Source organism: Streptomyces sp. SID13666 (assembly GCF_010548325.1).
Lineage (GTDB): Bacteria > Actinomycetota > Actinomycetes > Streptomycetales > Streptomycetaceae > Actinacidiphila > Actinacidiphila fildesensis.
On sequence record NZ_JAAGLX010000007.1, the window covers coordinates 13,584 to 27,619 of the forward strand.

General features: G+C 73.1%; 12 protein-coding genes and 1 pseudogene. 10 read left to right on the plus strand and 3 right to left on the minus strand.

From position 1 onward, the window contains the following. Positions 1–112 precede the first annotated feature (112 nt). The 7 genes and pseudogenes from G3I60_RS12830 to G3I60_RS45365 all read left to right on the plus strand — a co-directional run. Positions 113–904 carry a helix-turn-helix domain-containing protein gene (locus G3I60_RS12830; protein WP_138358940.1) on the plus strand — a complete coding sequence of 264 codons (792 nt, stop codon included), beginning with the start codon at positions 113–115 and terminating at the stop codon, positions 902–904. Between the two features lie 48 nt (positions 905–952). Continuing rightward, the gene (gene rimO / locus G3I60_RS12835; RefSeq protein ID WP_164293561.1) at positions 953–2,443 is read left to right on the plus strand and encodes a 30S ribosomal protein S12 methylthiotransferase RimO; all 1,491 of its coding nucleotides are present in this window, start codon (positions 953–955) and stop codon (positions 2,441–2,443) included. A gap of 38 nt (positions 2,444–2,481) precedes the next feature. Continuing rightward, positions 2,482–3,219 carry a CDP-diacylglycerol--glycerol-3-phosphate 3-phosphatidyltransferase gene (gene pgsA / locus G3I60_RS12840; protein WP_239069791.1) on the plus strand — a complete coding sequence of 246 codons (738 nt, stop codon included), beginning with the start codon at positions 2,482–2,484 and terminating at the stop codon, positions 3,217–3,219. Then, the gene (locus G3I60_RS12845) at positions 3,216–3,776 is read left to right on the plus strand and encodes a CinA family protein (RefSeq protein ID WP_164293563.1); all 561 of its coding nucleotides are present in this window, start codon (positions 3,216–3,218) and stop codon (positions 3,774–3,776) included. The genes pgsA and G3I60_RS12845 overlap by 4 nt, the downstream gene beginning before the upstream one ends. 94 nt (positions 3,777–3,870) lie before the next feature. Continuing rightward, on the plus strand, positions 3,871–4,254 hold the full coding sequence (locus G3I60_RS12850) for a helix-turn-helix domain-containing protein (protein WP_138358948.1): 384 nt from the start codon (positions 3,871–3,873) through the stop codon (positions 4,252–4,254). Between the two features lie 166 nt (positions 4,255–4,420). Next, positions 4,421–4,891, plus strand: coding sequence for a Dps family protein (locus G3I60_RS12855; RefSeq protein WP_164293564.1), 471 nt, complete (start codon positions 4,421–4,423; stop codon positions 4,889–4,891). 369 nt (positions 4,892–5,260) lie between these two features. After that, positions 5,261–5,464, plus strand: a pseudogene (locus G3I60_RS45365) (hypothetical protein); the annotation flags it as partial. A gap of 26 nt (positions 5,465–5,490) precedes the next feature. On the opposite strand, the gene G3I60_RS12860 reads toward G3I60_RS45365, so the two are convergent. From G3I60_RS12860 to G3I60_RS12870, 3 genes are read right to left on the minus strand one after another with little or no spacing between them, the layout of a single operon-like run. Then, positions 5,491–6,288 (minus strand): SDR family NAD(P)-dependent oxidoreductase, encoded by a 798-nt coding sequence (locus G3I60_RS12860; RefSeq protein WP_164293565.1) that lies wholly within the window; start codon positions 6,286–6,288, stop codon positions 5,491–5,493. Positions 6,289–6,320: 32 nt separating this feature from the next. Beyond that, on the minus strand, positions 6,321–7,121 hold the full coding sequence (locus G3I60_RS12865) for a DNA-formamidopyrimidine glycosylase family protein (RefSeq protein WP_164607146.1): 801 nt from the start codon (positions 7,119–7,121) through the stop codon (positions 6,321–6,323). Between the two features lie 7 nt (positions 7,122–7,128). After that, a complete protein-coding gene (locus G3I60_RS12870; RefSeq protein ID WP_164293567.1) occupies positions 7,129–11,844 on the minus strand; it encodes a DEAD/DEAH box helicase in 4,716 nt (1,571 codons plus the stop codon). A gap of 152 nt (positions 11,845–11,996) precedes the next feature. On the opposite strand from G3I60_RS12870, the gene G3I60_RS12875 reads away from it, so the two are divergent. From G3I60_RS12875 to G3I60_RS12885, 3 genes are all read left to right on the plus strand, one after another. Beyond that, complete coding sequence (locus G3I60_RS12875; protein ID WP_164293568.1) at positions 11,997–12,863, plus strand: AraC family transcriptional regulator; 867 nt, start codon at positions 11,997–11,999, stop codon at positions 12,861–12,863. A 97-nt stretch (positions 12,864–12,960) separates the two neighbouring features. Continuing rightward, positions 12,961–13,713 (plus strand): AzlC family ABC transporter permease, encoded by a 753-nt coding sequence (locus G3I60_RS12880; RefSeq protein WP_164293689.1) that lies wholly within the window; start codon positions 12,961–12,963, stop codon positions 13,711–13,713. Then, positions 13,710–14,021 carry an AzlD domain-containing protein gene (locus G3I60_RS12885; protein ID WP_164607148.1) on the plus strand — a complete coding sequence of 104 codons (312 nt, stop codon included), beginning with the start codon at positions 13,710–13,712 and terminating at the stop codon, positions 14,019–14,021. The genes G3I60_RS12880 and G3I60_RS12885 overlap by 4 nt, the downstream gene beginning before the upstream one ends. Positions 14,022–14,036 lie beyond the last annotated feature (15 nt).

Genomic DNA, 14,036 nt, shown 5'->3' on the forward strand with positions numbered 1-14,036 from the left:
CGGTCCGGCAATCCTGATGGCGGACAAAGACCGGCTGTCCGCTTGCCCCACTCTTTCGCTACCCCCCTAGACTGAATCTCCAGCAGGTGGCTGCAGCCTGAAAGGCTTCCTCGTGTCCCTCGGCAACCCGCCCTCCGACGACCGGCCCTCCGTCGGTCGTGCCCTTGCCCAGGCCCGCCTCGCCGCCGGACTGACCATTGACGAGGTCAGCTCCACGACGCGGGTGCGCGCCCCCATCGTGCTCGCCATCGAACAGGACGACTTCTCCCGTTGCGGTGGCGACGTCTATGCCCGCGGTCACATCCGCAACCTCGCCCGCGCCGTCGGGATCGACCCCGAGCCGCTGGTCCAGCAGTACGCGGACGAGCACGGTGGCGCCACCACCCAGGTCCCCGTCGCGCCGCTCTACGAGGCGGAGCGGATCCGCCCGGACCGCCGCCGTCCGAACTGGACCGCGGCGATGGTCGCGGCGATCGTCGCCGTCGTCGGGTTCGTGGGCTTCACCGCGTTCAACGGATCCGGCGGCAACACGCCGTCGGCCGCCGCGAAGCCCTCGGTGACCGCCACCACGGCCAAGCCCAGTCCCAAGCCGGCCGACCCCAAGCCCGAGCCGACGGACAGCGCGATCGCCGCCGCTCCGGTGGGCAAGGTGACCGTGAAGCTGACCGCGGACGTCGGCAAGAGCTGGATCCAGGTGACGGACAGCACCGGCAAGCCGCTCTTCGCCGACACCCTGGAGAAGGGCGACTCCAAGACCTTCACCGACGGCAAGAAGATCAAACTCGTGATCGGCGACGCGGGCGCGATCAAGCTCTTCGTCAACGGCAAGGACCTCGGTCCGGCGGGCACGGACGGCCAGGTCGTGCGGCTCACCTTCACCCCCGGAGACCCCCAGGCCGGGTGAACGAGGGTGAACGTCAGAGGGACGGCTGGGACAAAGTAGGCTGAGCCTATGCCCGAACCCCGTACCGTCGCCCTTGTCACGCTCGGCTGCGCCCGCAATGAGGTGGATTCCGAGGAGCTCGCCGGCCGTCTGGCGGCGGACGGCTGGCAGCTGGTGGATGACGCCGCGGACGCCGACGTCGCCGTGGTCAACACCTGCGGCTTCGTCGACGCCGCCAAGAAGGACTCCGTGGACGCCCTCCTGGAGGCCAATGACCTCAAGGGTCATGGCCGCACCCAGGCGGTCGTCGCGGTCGGCTGCATGGCCGAGCGGTACGGCAAGGAGCTCTCCGAGGCCCTGCCCGAGGCCGACGCGGTGCTCGGCTTCGACGACTACACGGACATCTCCGACCGCCTCCAGACCATCCTCTCCGGTGGCGTGCACGCCTCGCACACCCCGCGCGACCGCCGCAAGCTGCTGCCGATCAGCCCCGCCGAGCGGCAGGGCGCCACGGTGGCGCTGCCCGGCCACGCGCAGGAGGCCCCGGCCCCCGCGCCGGCCGACCTCCCCGAGGGCGTCGCCCCCGCCTCGGGGCCCCGCGCGCCGCTGCGCCGCCGCCTGGACAACAGCCCGGTCGCCTCGGTGAAGCTGGCCTCCGGCTGCGACCGCCGCTGCTCGTTCTGCGCCATCCCGTCCTTCCGTGGCTCGTTCATCTCCCGCCGCCCCTCCGATGTCCTCGGCGAGACGCGCTGGCTCGCCGACCAGGGCGTCAGCGAGGTCATGCTGGTCAGCGAGAACAACACCTCGTACGGCAAGGACCTCGGCGACATCCGGCTGCTGGAGACGCTGCTGCCGGAGCTGGCGGCCGTCCCGGGCATCGAGCGGATCCGGGTCAGCTACCTGCAGCCCGCCGAGATGCGCCCCGGCCTGATCGACGCCCTGACCTCGACCGACAAGGTCATGCCGTACTTCGACCTCTCGTTCCAGCACTCGGCGCCCGGCGTGCTGCGCGCGATGCGCCGCTTCGGCAGCACCGAGAGCTTCCTGGAACTGCTCGGCACCATCCGCGGCAAGGCCCCGGAGGCCGGCGTCCGCTCCAACTTCATCGTCGGCTTCCCCGGCGAGACCGAGGCGGACCTGGAGGAGCTGGAACGCTTCCTCAGCTCCGCGCGGCTCGACGCCATCGGGGTCTTCGGGTACTCGGACGAGGACGGCACCGAAGCGGCCGGCTACGGGGACAAGCTCGACGAGGACACCGTCGCCCAGCGGCTGGCGCGCGTGTCGCGTCTCGCCGAGGAGCTGACCGCGCAGCGCGCCCTGGAGCGGCTCGGCTCCACCGTGCGGGTGCTGGTCGAATCCATCGACGAGGAGACCGGCGAGGCGGTCGGCCGCGCCGACCACCAGGCGCCGGAAACGGACGGATCGACCACGCTGACCTCCTGCGAGGGGCTGAAGCCGGGCATGATGGTAACCGCGAAGGTGATCGACACCGAAGGTGTCGACCTCATCGCGGAACCCCTGACCGGGGGCGACTGTTCTGTGGAGGAGGTGGGCAGATGACCGGAGTCCCCGTGCCGGCCGCGGCCACCCCGGACCACATGGGCGATCCTGTGGTCGGCCAGGCCGGGCTCTGGAACATCGCCAACCTGCTCACGATGATGCGGCTGGTGCTGGTTCCCGGCTTCGTCATGCTGCTGATCCACGACGGCGGCCACGACCCCGCCTGGCGTTCGTTCGCCTGGGCGGCGTTCGCCATCGCGATGATCACCGACCTCTTCGACGGGGAACTGGCCCGGCGCTACGGGCTGGTCACCGACTTCGGCAAGATCGCCGACCCCATCGCCGACAAGGCGATCATGGGCGCCGCGCTCGTCGGGCTGTCCGCGCTGGGCGACCTGCCGTGGTGGGTGACCGGAGTGATCCTCTTCCGGGAGATCGGCATCACGCTGATGCGCTTCTGGGTGATCCGGCACGGAGTGATCCCGGCCAGCCGCGGTGGCAAGCTCAAGACGCTGACCCAGGGCATCGCGGTCGGCATGTACATCCTGGCTCTCACCGGGCCGCTGGCGACGCTGCGGGCCTGGGCGATGGCCGCGGCCGTTGTGCTGACCGTCCTCACCGGGCTCGACTACATCCGGCAGGCCGTCGTACTGCGCCGGGCCGGCCTCGCCGCGCAGCGCGAGCGCGCGGCCGCCCAGGCCGAACCGCCGGCCGAACCCGGCCTGCGGGCCGCGTCTGATCTCCGGGCCACGGTGGACGCGGAACCGGAGCACGGACAGGATCCGGAGCGCGAACAGCGGACCTCCTCGCGGCGGCAGAGTCACCAGAACGGATGACAGCTGCCGAGGTGTTGCGACTGCTCGACGGCCGGGGCCTCACCCTGGCGGTCGCCGAGTCGCTGACCGGCGGTCTGCTGGCCGCGGAGCTGACGTCCGTCCCCGGAGCCTCCCGGACCTTCCGCGGCTCGGTGACGGCCTACGCGACGGAACTCAAGCACGTACTGCTCGGCGTGGACGCCGCACTGCTGGCCGATCGAGGAGCGGTCGACCCTCAGGTGGCCCTCGAGATGGCCGAGGGCGTGCGGAGCAGACTGGAAGCCGACTGGGGCGTGGCCACCACCGGCGTCGCGGGACCGGATCCGCAGGACGGGCAGCCGGTCGGCACGGTGTACGTGGCGGTGGCCGGTCCCGGAGGCTCGGCGGTCGACCTGCTGCGGCTGGAGGGCAGCCGCTCCGGGATCCGTGCCGCCAGCGTGACCGCCGCACTCGCTCTGCTGGAACGGTCCCTCACAACAGGGGTGCCGTCCCGCGCAACAGGGGTGCCGTCCCTCACGACCGGGGTGCGGGCGAAGGATAGGGAAGAAGACGGGGGCAAGGGATGTTTGCAGCCCTGAGTGAACACGTCATCGCTCCCCGCACGGCCGGTGCCCGAGGCGGTACGGTGGGGCAAGAAGGATCCGGATTCGCGGTCCGAGGAGGGAGCCACCGATGATCCTGCTCCGTCGCCTGTTGGGTGACGTGCTGCGTCGGCAGCGCCAACGTCAGGGCCGCACTCTGCGTGAGGTCTCCTCTTCCGCCCGGGTGTCCCTGGGCTATCTGTCCGAAGTGGAGCGAGGGCAGAAGGAGGCATCCTCCGAGCTGCTCTCCGCGATCTGCGACGCGCTGGACGTCCCGATGTCCGAGGTGATGCGCGAGGTCAGCGATGATCTGTCGCTCGCGGAGCTGGCCCAGTCGGCGGCGTCCGAGACTCCCGCGGCGCCGATGCGACCACTGTTGGGTGCGGTGACCTCCGTCACATCCGTGACGACCGAGCGGGTCACCATCAAGGCGCCGAAGGCGCCCGCTGAGGCCGTTGACGTGGTTGCGGCCTGAGCCCTACGTCACTCCAGAAGTTCTTGCACCGGGACCCCGGTCGGCACTGCCGACCGGGGTCCCGCTCTTTTGCCAGGCACAGCGGGACGAGGCAGGGTAGGCGATACGGAGTTAACAGGGCTTAACGGACTATTTGTCAGGCCCGTCGCCAGTAGGAGGATTCCGCATGAGTGTCGTCAAGAGCCCGCTGTCCGAGAAGCACCGCAAGATCGTCGGTGAGGCGCTGCAGGGCGCTCTGGTGGATCTCGTGGATCTGGCGCTGGTGTCCAAGCAGGTCCACTGGACCGTGGTGGGCCCGCGCTTCCGCTCGGTCCATCTGCAGCTCGACGAGGTCGTCGACACCGCCAGGCTGCACGCCGACACGGTGGCGGAGCGGGCCTCCGCGATCGGCGTCACGGCGGACGGGCGGGCCGACACGGTCTCGAAGACCAGCGGGATCGACACGGTCACCGACGGCTGGATCAAGGACACGCAGGCGGTGGGCATCCTCATCGCGGCACTCGACTCGGTGATCGAGCGGATGCGGGAGCGCATCGGGACGACGGGGGACGCCGACCCGGTCACGCAGGACATCATCATCGGGCTCACGGCGGACCTGGAGAAGTTCCACTGGATGTTCCAGGCGGAGAACGTGTAGCGGGAAGCGCCGGCGCTGCGCTCGGCGGGCGCCCGTGGCGCTCGGGGGCGGTCGGGTGCTTAGGGGCCGGCGGCGCGGCCGCTCGGGGCGCCCCAGGAGCCTCCTGCGCCCCGCGTGCCCCGGGCTGCGCGCCCCGCGCGCCTCGTACGCCCTGGTGCCCGTGGTCCTGGGCGGTCTACGATGGGCGGCTCGTCACGTTACGTTGATGTATCGTCGCAGGCAGTGGCGATACGCTGCTCCCATCGGGTGAACGTCCGGGCGGGGGCGGCGGCAGAGGGCTAGCGATCTTGGGAACCGGGCATCGCACCCTGGTACGGAGAGCCTCCCGGGGCTCTCCGCCGCAACCTCGGGGTTCCGAAGGAGGCGGCCATGCGCGTGCTCCAGCTCCAGGTCATCCGGAGTCTGTGGTCCCGCAGGGCGGTCCGCTGGACCGTCGCGCTGGGCCTGGGCGTCCTGTGGTGGTGGGCCGCGCTGCGGCTCGCCGTGCAGCCCGACCGGGCCGGGCCCCTCGAGAGTGCCGTGACAGCGGGTGGCTGGGGGCTGGGCCTGATACCGCTGCACGCCGTACCGCGCACCGCTGCCCGAACCCGGCGCGGCCGCTACCAGGGCATCGCCACTCCGCCGTTCGGCCGGAGGATCTGGCCGGTGGTGAAGGCCGAGGCGTCGGAGGCGAGGAAGAGCACGGACCCCGCCACGTCCTCGGGGGTGCCGACCCGCCCCAGCGGCGCCATCCGCACGAGCGACGCCTCGGCGCGCACCTGGGCGGTCTCGTCGAAGGATCCGTCGGACCCCGTCCCGTAGTGGGAGGTCATCGGGGTGCGGATGAACCCCGGGGCGATGGCGTTGGCGCGGATGCCGAGCGGACCGAGTTCGGTCGCCAGGGTTCTGGTGAGCTGCACGACGGCGGCTTTGGAGACGCTGTAGCAGAGCAGCCCGCGGGCGCCGGTGTCGATCGCGCCGGAGGCCATCGTGATGATGCTGCCGGACCGCTGGGCTGTCATGACACGGGCCGCCTCCTGGGCGCTGTGCAGCACGCCCTTGAAGTTGACGCCGAGGACGCGGTCCAGATCGGCGTCGTCCGTCTCCAGGACGCTGCTGCTGTGCATGATCCCGGCGATGGCCGCCAGGACGTCCAGCCGCCCGTGGTCGCGGACCGTCTCGGCGACGGTCTCGGCGATCTGGGCCCGGTCGGTGACGTCCAACTGCCGGGCGCGGGCGGCGCCGCCGGCCTTCTCGATCAGTTCCGCGGTCTCCCGCACGCCGGGGCCGTCGCGGTCCGCGCAGATGACGGTGGCGCCGGCCTCGGCCAGCAGAACGGCGGACGCGCGGCCGATCCCGCTCGCGGCGCCGGTGACCAGGGCGGTGCGTCCGGTGAGGTCGTACGCCTTCATGGGCATGACGCGACGGTACGACTGTATCTGACGGTCCGTCAATTAGCGTGCGGGTGCGGACCTCGCTGGCAGCGCGGACACCAGTACGCGACGCGGGCCCGTTCCGGTGGTCCGTGCTGCCCGACACGGACGGCGGTGCCGCAGCGCAGGCACGGCCGGTGCTCCCTGCCGTACACCCAGTGGGTGCGGCCGCGCCGCAGGTCCCCGGTGGTGATGTGGCCGGGGCGGGCCTTGTTCGCCTCCAGCAGTTTCTTGGCGAGCACCACCAGCTTCTCCGGCCCGGCCTCGCCGACCGGCGTCCAGGGGGTGATTCCGCGCAGGAAGCAGAGCTCCGACACGTAGACGTTGCCGACGCCCGCCAGATTGCGCTGGTCCAGGAGCGCCTCGCCGACCGGCCGGGCGGGCTCGGCGCGCAGCCGCGCCACGGCCTCGGCCGGATCCCAGTCCGGGCCCAGCAGATCGGGGCCGAGATGGCCGACGACGCTGTCCTCCTCGGCGGTGGGCAGCAGTTCCAGCACCGGCAGCCGGTAGCCGACCGCCACCCGCGCGGGTGTCTCCAGCACGGCGCGGACCTGGTGGAGGGGGCCGCCGCGCCACCGGTCACCCGGCCCGTACAGATGCCAGGAGCCGTCCATACGCAGATGGGAGTGGAGCGTCAGACCGCCGTCGAAGCGCGTCATCAGATGTTTGCCGCGCGCGACCACCTCGGTGACGCGACGGTCCGTGAGGTCGGTGGTGGCGAGCTGCGGCACGCGCAGGTCGGCGCGGACGAGGGACCGGCCAGCCAGGGCCTCGTCGAGCCGGCGTGCGGTCAGCCAGACCGTGTCTCCTTCGGGCACCTCCCCATCATCCCCGCAGTCGCAGACCGCGCGGAGTGGCGTGGAAGCCCGCGGTCTCCAGGGCGCGGCCCAGCGGTGACGTGAGGGCCGACTCCCCGTTGGTGCGCTCCACGGTGAGCCGGCCGAGCGCGCCCTCCCGGACCGCCAGGGCGAGGGCGTCAGCGGCGACCCGCAGCCGCTCCTCCTCGTCGGGCCAGGCGAGCAGCGTCTTCCCGCCGCGTTCCACGTACAGGGCCAGCTCACCGTCGACGAGGACCACCAGGGCGCCCGCCTTGCGGCCCGGCTTGTGGGTGACGCCGTCGGGCTGTGCCGGCCAGGGCAGGGCGGCGCCGTACGCGTTGGCGGGGTCGGCGGCGGCGAGGACGACGGCCCGCTGTCCGGTGCGGGCGCCTTCCTCGCGGTCGCGGGCGGTGTTGATGGCGCGGAGCCGGTCCACCGCGCCGTCCATCGCGAACTGCGCGGCACCGAGCCCTTCGACCACGTATCCCCGCCGGGTCTGGCCGGTCTCCTCGAAGGCCGACAGCACCCGGTAGGCGGCGGAGAAGCCGCCCTCGACGCCTTCGGCGGCGACCGCCCCGCGCGTGACCACACCATGGCGGTCCAGCAGGGTGTGGACCAGGGCGTGGGCGCGCAGCGTCGGGTCGGACTCCGGGGGCGGGACGAGCGACCAGCGGCCCGCCGTCGTCGGGGGCCCGGTGCGGGACGCGGTCGCGCGCGGCGCCCGGCCGGTGAGGGAGCCGTAGCGACCACGGGGGACCGAACGCGGTGCGCGGTGCGCGGTGGATCCGGCGGTGCGCCCGGAACCGAGCAGGGCGCGCAGCGGAGCCAGGGTGTCGTTGGTGAGCCGGCCGGACCACGCCAGATCCCAGACGGCGTCCGCCAGCTCGGGGTCGGACGGGGCCTCGCCCGCGGCCCGCACCTGGTCGGCGATCTGCCGGAAGAACAGCCCGTAGCCGCCGGACAGCGCGCCGAGGACGGCCTGGTGCAGCGGGGAGAGTTCGAGCGGCTGGGGCTCCTTGAGCAGCAGCGGCGCGGTGTCGGCGAGATGGAGCGAGACCCAGCCGTCCTTGCCGGGCAGCGCCCCCGCACCGGACCACAGGACCTCGCCGGAGGCGGTCAGCTCGTCCAGCATCGCCGGGGTGTAGCCGGAGACCCGGGACGGCAGGACGAGCTTCTCCAGCGCGGAGGCCGGCACCTCGGCGCCCTGCAGCTGCTCGACGGCCCGGACCAGCCCGTCGATACCGCGCAGGCTGTGGGTGCCGACGTGCTGCCACTGGGGGAGGAACGTGGCCAGGGTGGCGGGCGGCACCGGTTCGACCTCGTGCCGCAGCGCGGCCAGCGAGCGGCGCCGCAGCCGGCGCAGCACCGCCGCGTCGCACCATTCGTGGCCCGCGCCGCCCGGCCGGAACTCGCCCTGGACGACACGGCCGCCCGCGGCCAGCCGCTGCAGCAGACCGTCCACCACGGCGGTGCCGAGACCGAAGCGCCGTGCGGCCTCGACGGAGGTGAACGGACCGTGGGTGCGGGCGAAGCGGGCGAGCAGATCGCCGAGCGGGTCCTTGACCGGCTCGGTGAAGGCTTCGGGGACTCCGACGGGCAGCGCCGTGCCCAGTGCGTCCCGCAGCCGCCCGGCGTCCTCGACCGCCGCCCAGTGCTCGCCGCCGGCGATCCGGACCCGGATCGCGCGGCGCGCCGACTCCAGCTGCGCCGCCCAGCCCGGCTCGGCACCGCGCGCCGCCAACTCGGCCTCGGTGAGCGGTCCGAGGAGCCGCAGCAGGTCGGCGACGCCTTCGGCGTCCTTGACCCGGCGGTCCTCCGTCAGCCATTGCAGCTCCTGCTCCAGCTCGGCCAGGACATCGCCGTCCAGCAGCTCGCGCAGCTCGGCCTGGCCCAGCAGCTCCGCCAGCAGCCGGGAGTCCAGCGACAGGGCGGCGGCGCGGCGCTCGGCGAGCGGCGAGTCACCCTCGTAGAGGAACTGTGCGACGTAGCCGAAGAGCAGCGAGCGGGCGAAGGGGGAGGGCTCGGGTGTCGTGACCTCCACCAACCGCACCCGGCGCGCCTCGATGTCACCCATGAGCTCGACGAGCCCGGGCACGTCGAAGACGTCCTGCAGACACTCGCGGACCGCTTCGAGGACGATCGGGAAGGAGCCGAAGTCCGAGGCGACCTGGAGGAGCTGGGCGGCGCGCTGGCGCTGTTGCCACAGCGGAGTGCGCTTGCCGGGGGAGCGCCGGGGCAGCAGCAGGGCGCGGGCAGCGCACTCGCGGAAGCGGGAGGCGAACAGGGCGGAGCCGCCGACCTGGTCGGTGACCAGCTGCTCGACCTCGCCCTTGTCGAAGGCGACGTCCGCGGCGCCGACCGGCGACTGGTCGCTGTCGAACTCGGTGCCCGCCCGGACCGGGTCGGCGCCGGTGTAGTCGCTGCCGGTGCCGTTGCCCGTGTCGTTGTCGAGCAGGTCGAGGCCCATGAGGTCGGCGTCCGGCAGTCGCAGCACGATGCCGTCGTCGGCGTGCATCACCTGGGCGTCCAGCCCGTAGCGCTCCATGAGGCGGGCGCCCAGCGCCAGCGCCCAGGGTGCGTGCACCTGCGCGCCGAAGGGGGAGTGGACCACCACCCGCCAGTCGCCCAGCTCGTCGCGGAACCGCTCCACGACGATCGTCCGGTCGTCGGGGATGTGACCGCAGGCCTGCCGCTGCTCCGACAGATACGCCAGCACGTTGTCCGTCGCCCAGGTGTCGAGCCCGGCCGCGGCCAGCCGTTCGCGGGCCTCCTCGGGCCCCAGCCGCCCGACCTCCCGGACGAAGGCGCCCACCGCCCGGCCGAGCTCCAGCGGGCGGCCCAGCTGGTCGCCCTTCCAGAAGGGGAGCCGGCCCGGCACCCCGGGTGCGGGCGTGACGAGCACCCGGTCGCGGGTGATGTCCTCGATCCGCCAGGAGGTGGTGCCCAGCGTGAAGACATCGCCGACCCGCGACTCGTAGACCATCTCCTCGTCCAGCTCGCCGACCCGGCCGCCGCCCTTCTTCGGGTCGGAGCCGGCCAGGAAGACACCGAACAGCCCGCGGTCCGGGATGGTGCCGCCGGAGGTCACGGCCAGCCGCTGCGCTCCGGGGCGGCCGGCGACCGTGTTCGCCACCCGGTCCCAGACGATGCGCGGCCGCAGCTCCGCGAAGGCGTCGGAGGGGTAGCGGCCGCCCAGCATGTCGAGCACGGCCGTGTACGCGGAGTGCGGGAGCGCCGCGAAGGGCGCGGCCCGGCGCACCAGGGCGAGCAGCTCGTCCACGTCCCACGTGTCGAGCGCGGTCATGGCGACGATCTGCTGCGCCAGGACGTCCAACGGATTCGCCGGCACGCGCAGGGACTCGATGGAGCCGGTCCGCATCCGCTCGGTGACGACGGCCGCCTGTACGAGGTCACCGCGGTACTTGGGGAAGACCACACCCGTCGACACGGCACCCACCTGGTGACCGGCCCGGCCGACGCGCTGCAGCCCGGAGGCGACGGACGGCGGCGACTCCACCTGGATGACGAGATCGACCGCGCCCATGTCGATGCCCAGTTCCAGGCTGGACGTCGCCACCACGGCGGGCAGCCGCCCTGCCTTGAGGTCCTCCTCGACGAGTGCGCGCTGCTCCTTGGACACCGACCCGTGGTGCGCGCGGGCCATCAGAGGTGGCGCGCCCTGCGCGGCACCCGACTGGGCCATGATCTCGGCGGGCGGCGAGGTGTCGGGCAGCGGTTCACCGGTGGCCCGCTCGTAGGCGATCTCGTTGAGGCGGTTGCACAGCCGCTCGGCCAGCCGGCGGGAGTTGGCGAACACGATCGTCGAGCGGTGCGCCTGCACCAGATCGGCGATCCGCTCCTCCACATGCGGCCAGATCGACGCCCGCTGCTCCGCTCCCGCCGCGGGCCCGCTGTGATCCGCGACGGGGGAGCCGCCGAGCTCGCCCAGGTCCTCGACGGGCACGACCACCGACAGGTCGAACTTCTTCTGCGACGCCGGCTGGACGATCGTCACCTTGCGCTGCGGCGACAGATAGCGGGCGATCTCCTCGACCGGCCGGACCGTCGCGGACAGACCGATCCGCCGGGCGGGCCGGTCGAGCAGCTCGTCCAGCCGCTCCAGCGACAGGGCCAGATGCGCCCCGCGCTTCGTGCCCGCGACGGCGTGCACCTCGTCGAGGATCACCGTCTCCACCCCGCGCAGCGCCTCGCGGGCGGCCGAGGTGAGCATGAGGAAGAGCGACTCGGGGGTGGTGATCAGGATGTCCGGCGGGCGGGTGACCAGGGTGCGGCGTTCGGCGGCGGGGGTGTCCCCGGAGCGGATCCCGACCCGGACCTCGGGCTCGGGCAGGCCGAGCCGGACGGACTCCTGGCGCAGGCCCGTGAGCGGGCTGCGCAGGTTGCGCTCCACGTCGACCGCGAGGGCCTTGAGCGGGGACACGTACAGCACCCGGCAGCGGCGCTGGGTCTCGGCGGGCGGCGGGACGCTCGCCAGCCGGTCCAGCGAGGCCAGGAACGCGGCCAGCGTCTTGCCGGAGCCGGTGGGCGCGACCACCAGGACGTCGGAACCCTCGCCGATCGCCCGCCAGGCACCGGCCTGGGCGGCGGTGGGCGCGTGAAAGGCTCCCGTGAACCACGCTCGGGTGGCCGGGGAGAACGCCTCCAGGGCGGCGGCCGGGTCCCCTTCCGGTTCCGGCTCGCCCTGACTGCTCCGTCGCGACATGTCCCCATCCTGCCCCGCCCCACTGACAACGGCCCCGGGACCCGCGTCGGGTCCTGCGCCGGTACCCGCACAGGGACCCGGGCCGGGAGCCGCACCGGGACCCGCACCAGGGCCGTTCCGCGGGGTTCCAGGCCCGGACGCAGAATGGGTTCATGGCACGACGCGAACCGGCACCCGAGCAGGCACGGCACTGGCAGCATCCGCAGCTGCCGGGCGTGGACCTGCTGCGCGCCCGGTACGTCAGCCACACCTTCTCCCGGCACTCCCACGACGGATATGTGATCGCGGCGGTCACCAAGGGCGTCGAGGGCATCGGCATGCCCGGCGGCGACCTCCGCGCGGGCGCGGGCGGGGTCGTCCTCATCAATCCCGAGACGCCGCACTCCGCGTACGCGGGGACCGAGGACGGCTGGAGCTACCGCGTCCTCTACCCGAGCATCGACGTGGTGGCGGCCGTCGCCGCCGAGACGACCGGCCGGAACGGCACCCCGGCGTTCACCGACACCGTCCTCGACGACCCGGACTGCGCCCGGCAGATCGCGGACATCCACGCCGCCGCGGAACGCGACAACGCGCTCGCGGCCGACACCCTGCTGCGGGTCGCCGTCGCCGGGCTGCTGCGCCGCTACGGCGCGGACCCGGTCCCGCCGGGCGCGCTGCCGTCCGCCGGTGCGCTGGCCGCCGGGCGGGCCAGGGAACTGCTCGTCGAGCGGATCGCGTGCCCGCCGACGCTGGACCAGCTGGCCGCGGAACTCGGCACCAAGCCGTTCGCGCTGCTGCGCGCGTTCAAGAGCGCCTACGGGCTGCCGCCGCACGCCTGGCTGACCGGCGAGCGGGTGCGGGCGGCCCGCCGGATGCTCGACACCGGGATCCCGCCCGCCGAAGCGGCACTCGCGGTGGGGTTTACCGACCAGCCTCATCTGAACCGGCACTTCACCCGCATCGTGGGTGTACCCCCGGGCGCCTACCGGCGCGAACGCGCAAGAACGTACAAGACAGGCGAGGACCTCGCTCCCTAACGTTCGTGGAGTGACACGAGCAGCACACATACACAGTTCTCAGGCGGAGCCGTCGGAGTCCTCGGATGCGACGGAGTCTTCGGACGCGTCCGAGGCGTTGGAGACGTTGCAGGCGCCGGAACCTGCGACGAGGCCGACGTCCGCCGTGGTCCGTGACGCGCTGGCCGTCGGTGTCGCCGTCGGTCTGTCCGGGTTCGCCTTCGGTGTGACCTCGGCCGGGGCCGGTCTGACCGTCGCGCAGACCTGCGCGCTCTCCCTGCTGGTCTTCAGCGGCGCCTCGCAGTTCGCCCTGGTCGGCGCGCTGGGCGCGGGCGGCAGCCCGTTCGCGGCGGCCGCCGGTGCGTTCTTCCTCGGCGCGCGCAACGCGTTCTACGGGCTGCGGCTGTCGCAGCTGCTGCGCCTTCCCCGGGCGGTGCGCCCGTTCGCCGCCCAGTGGGTGATCGACGAGACCTCCGCCGTCACCCTGGCGCAGCCCGACCGGCGCAGCGCGCGGCTCGGCTTCACCGTCACCGGCGTCACCATCTACCTGCTGTGGAACCTCACCACGCTCCTCGGCGCGCTCGGCGCCTCCGCGCTGGGCGACCCGGCCGGCTGGGGGCTGGACGCGGCAGGTCCCGCCGTCTTCCTCGCGCTGCTCGCACCGATGTTGAAGGGCCGCCGAGAGCGCACGGTGGCCGGGCTCGCCGTCATCCTCGCCCTGGCCTGTGTGCCGCTGCTGCCCGCCGGAGTGCCGGTACTCGTCGCGGCACTCGCCGCACCGATCGTCCTGATCGCCGCACGCCGCGGGACGGCACGCGAGGACGCCGCCGATGCCACCACCACCGCACAGCGGACGGAGAAGGACCGATGACCACCTGGATCGCGATCGGTGTGACCGCCTTCGGCTGCTACGCGGTGAAGCTGCTCGGCCTCTCCGTGCCCGCCGGGATCCTGGAGCGGCCGCTGGTGAAGCGGCTCGCCGCCCTCGTCCCGCTCGCTCTGCTCGCCGCTCTCACCGCGCTGCAGACGTTCAGCACCAGCGAGCTGAAACTCGTCGTCGACGCCCGCGCGGCCGGGCTCGCCGCGGCGCCGCTGGCGCTGCTGCTGCGCGCACCGTTCCTGGTCGTGATCGGTGCGGCGGTCCTGGTGACCGCCGCCGTACGGGCCCTGACCGGCTGACCCGCTGACCGGCCG

Coding starts and splice junctions, on each gene's coding strand:
- rimO (WP_164293561.1), top strand. CDS start 953: ATGCCCGAACCCCGTACCGTCGCCCTTGTCACGCTCGGCTGCGCCCGC.
- pgsA (WP_239069791.1), top strand. CDS start 2,482: ATGGGCGATCCTGTGGTCGGCCAGGCCGGGCTCTGGAACATCGCCAAC.
- G3I60_RS12845 (WP_164293563.1), top strand. CDS start 3,216: ATGACAGCTGCCGAGGTGTTGCGACTGCTCGACGGCCGGGGCCTCACC.
- G3I60_RS12850 (WP_138358948.1), top strand. CDS start 3,871: ATGATCCTGCTCCGTCGCCTGTTGGGTGACGTGCTGCGTCGGCAGCGC.
- G3I60_RS12855 (WP_164293564.1), top strand. CDS start 4,421: ATGAGTGTCGTCAAGAGCCCGCTGTCCGAGAAGCACCGCAAGATCGTC.
- G3I60_RS12860 (WP_164293565.1), bottom strand. CDS start 6,288: ATGCCCATGAAGGCGTACGACCTCACCGGACGCACCGCCCTGGTCACC.
- G3I60_RS12870 (WP_164293567.1), bottom strand. CDS start 11,844: ATGTCGCGACGGAGCAGTCAGGGCGAGCCGGAACCGGAAGGGGACCCG.
- G3I60_RS12875 (WP_164293568.1), top strand. CDS start 11,997: ATGGCACGACGCGAACCGGCACCCGAGCAGGCACGGCACTGGCAGCAT.
- G3I60_RS12885 (WP_164607148.1), top strand. CDS start 13,710: ATGACCACCTGGATCGCGATCGGTGTGACCGCCTTCGGCTGCTACGCG.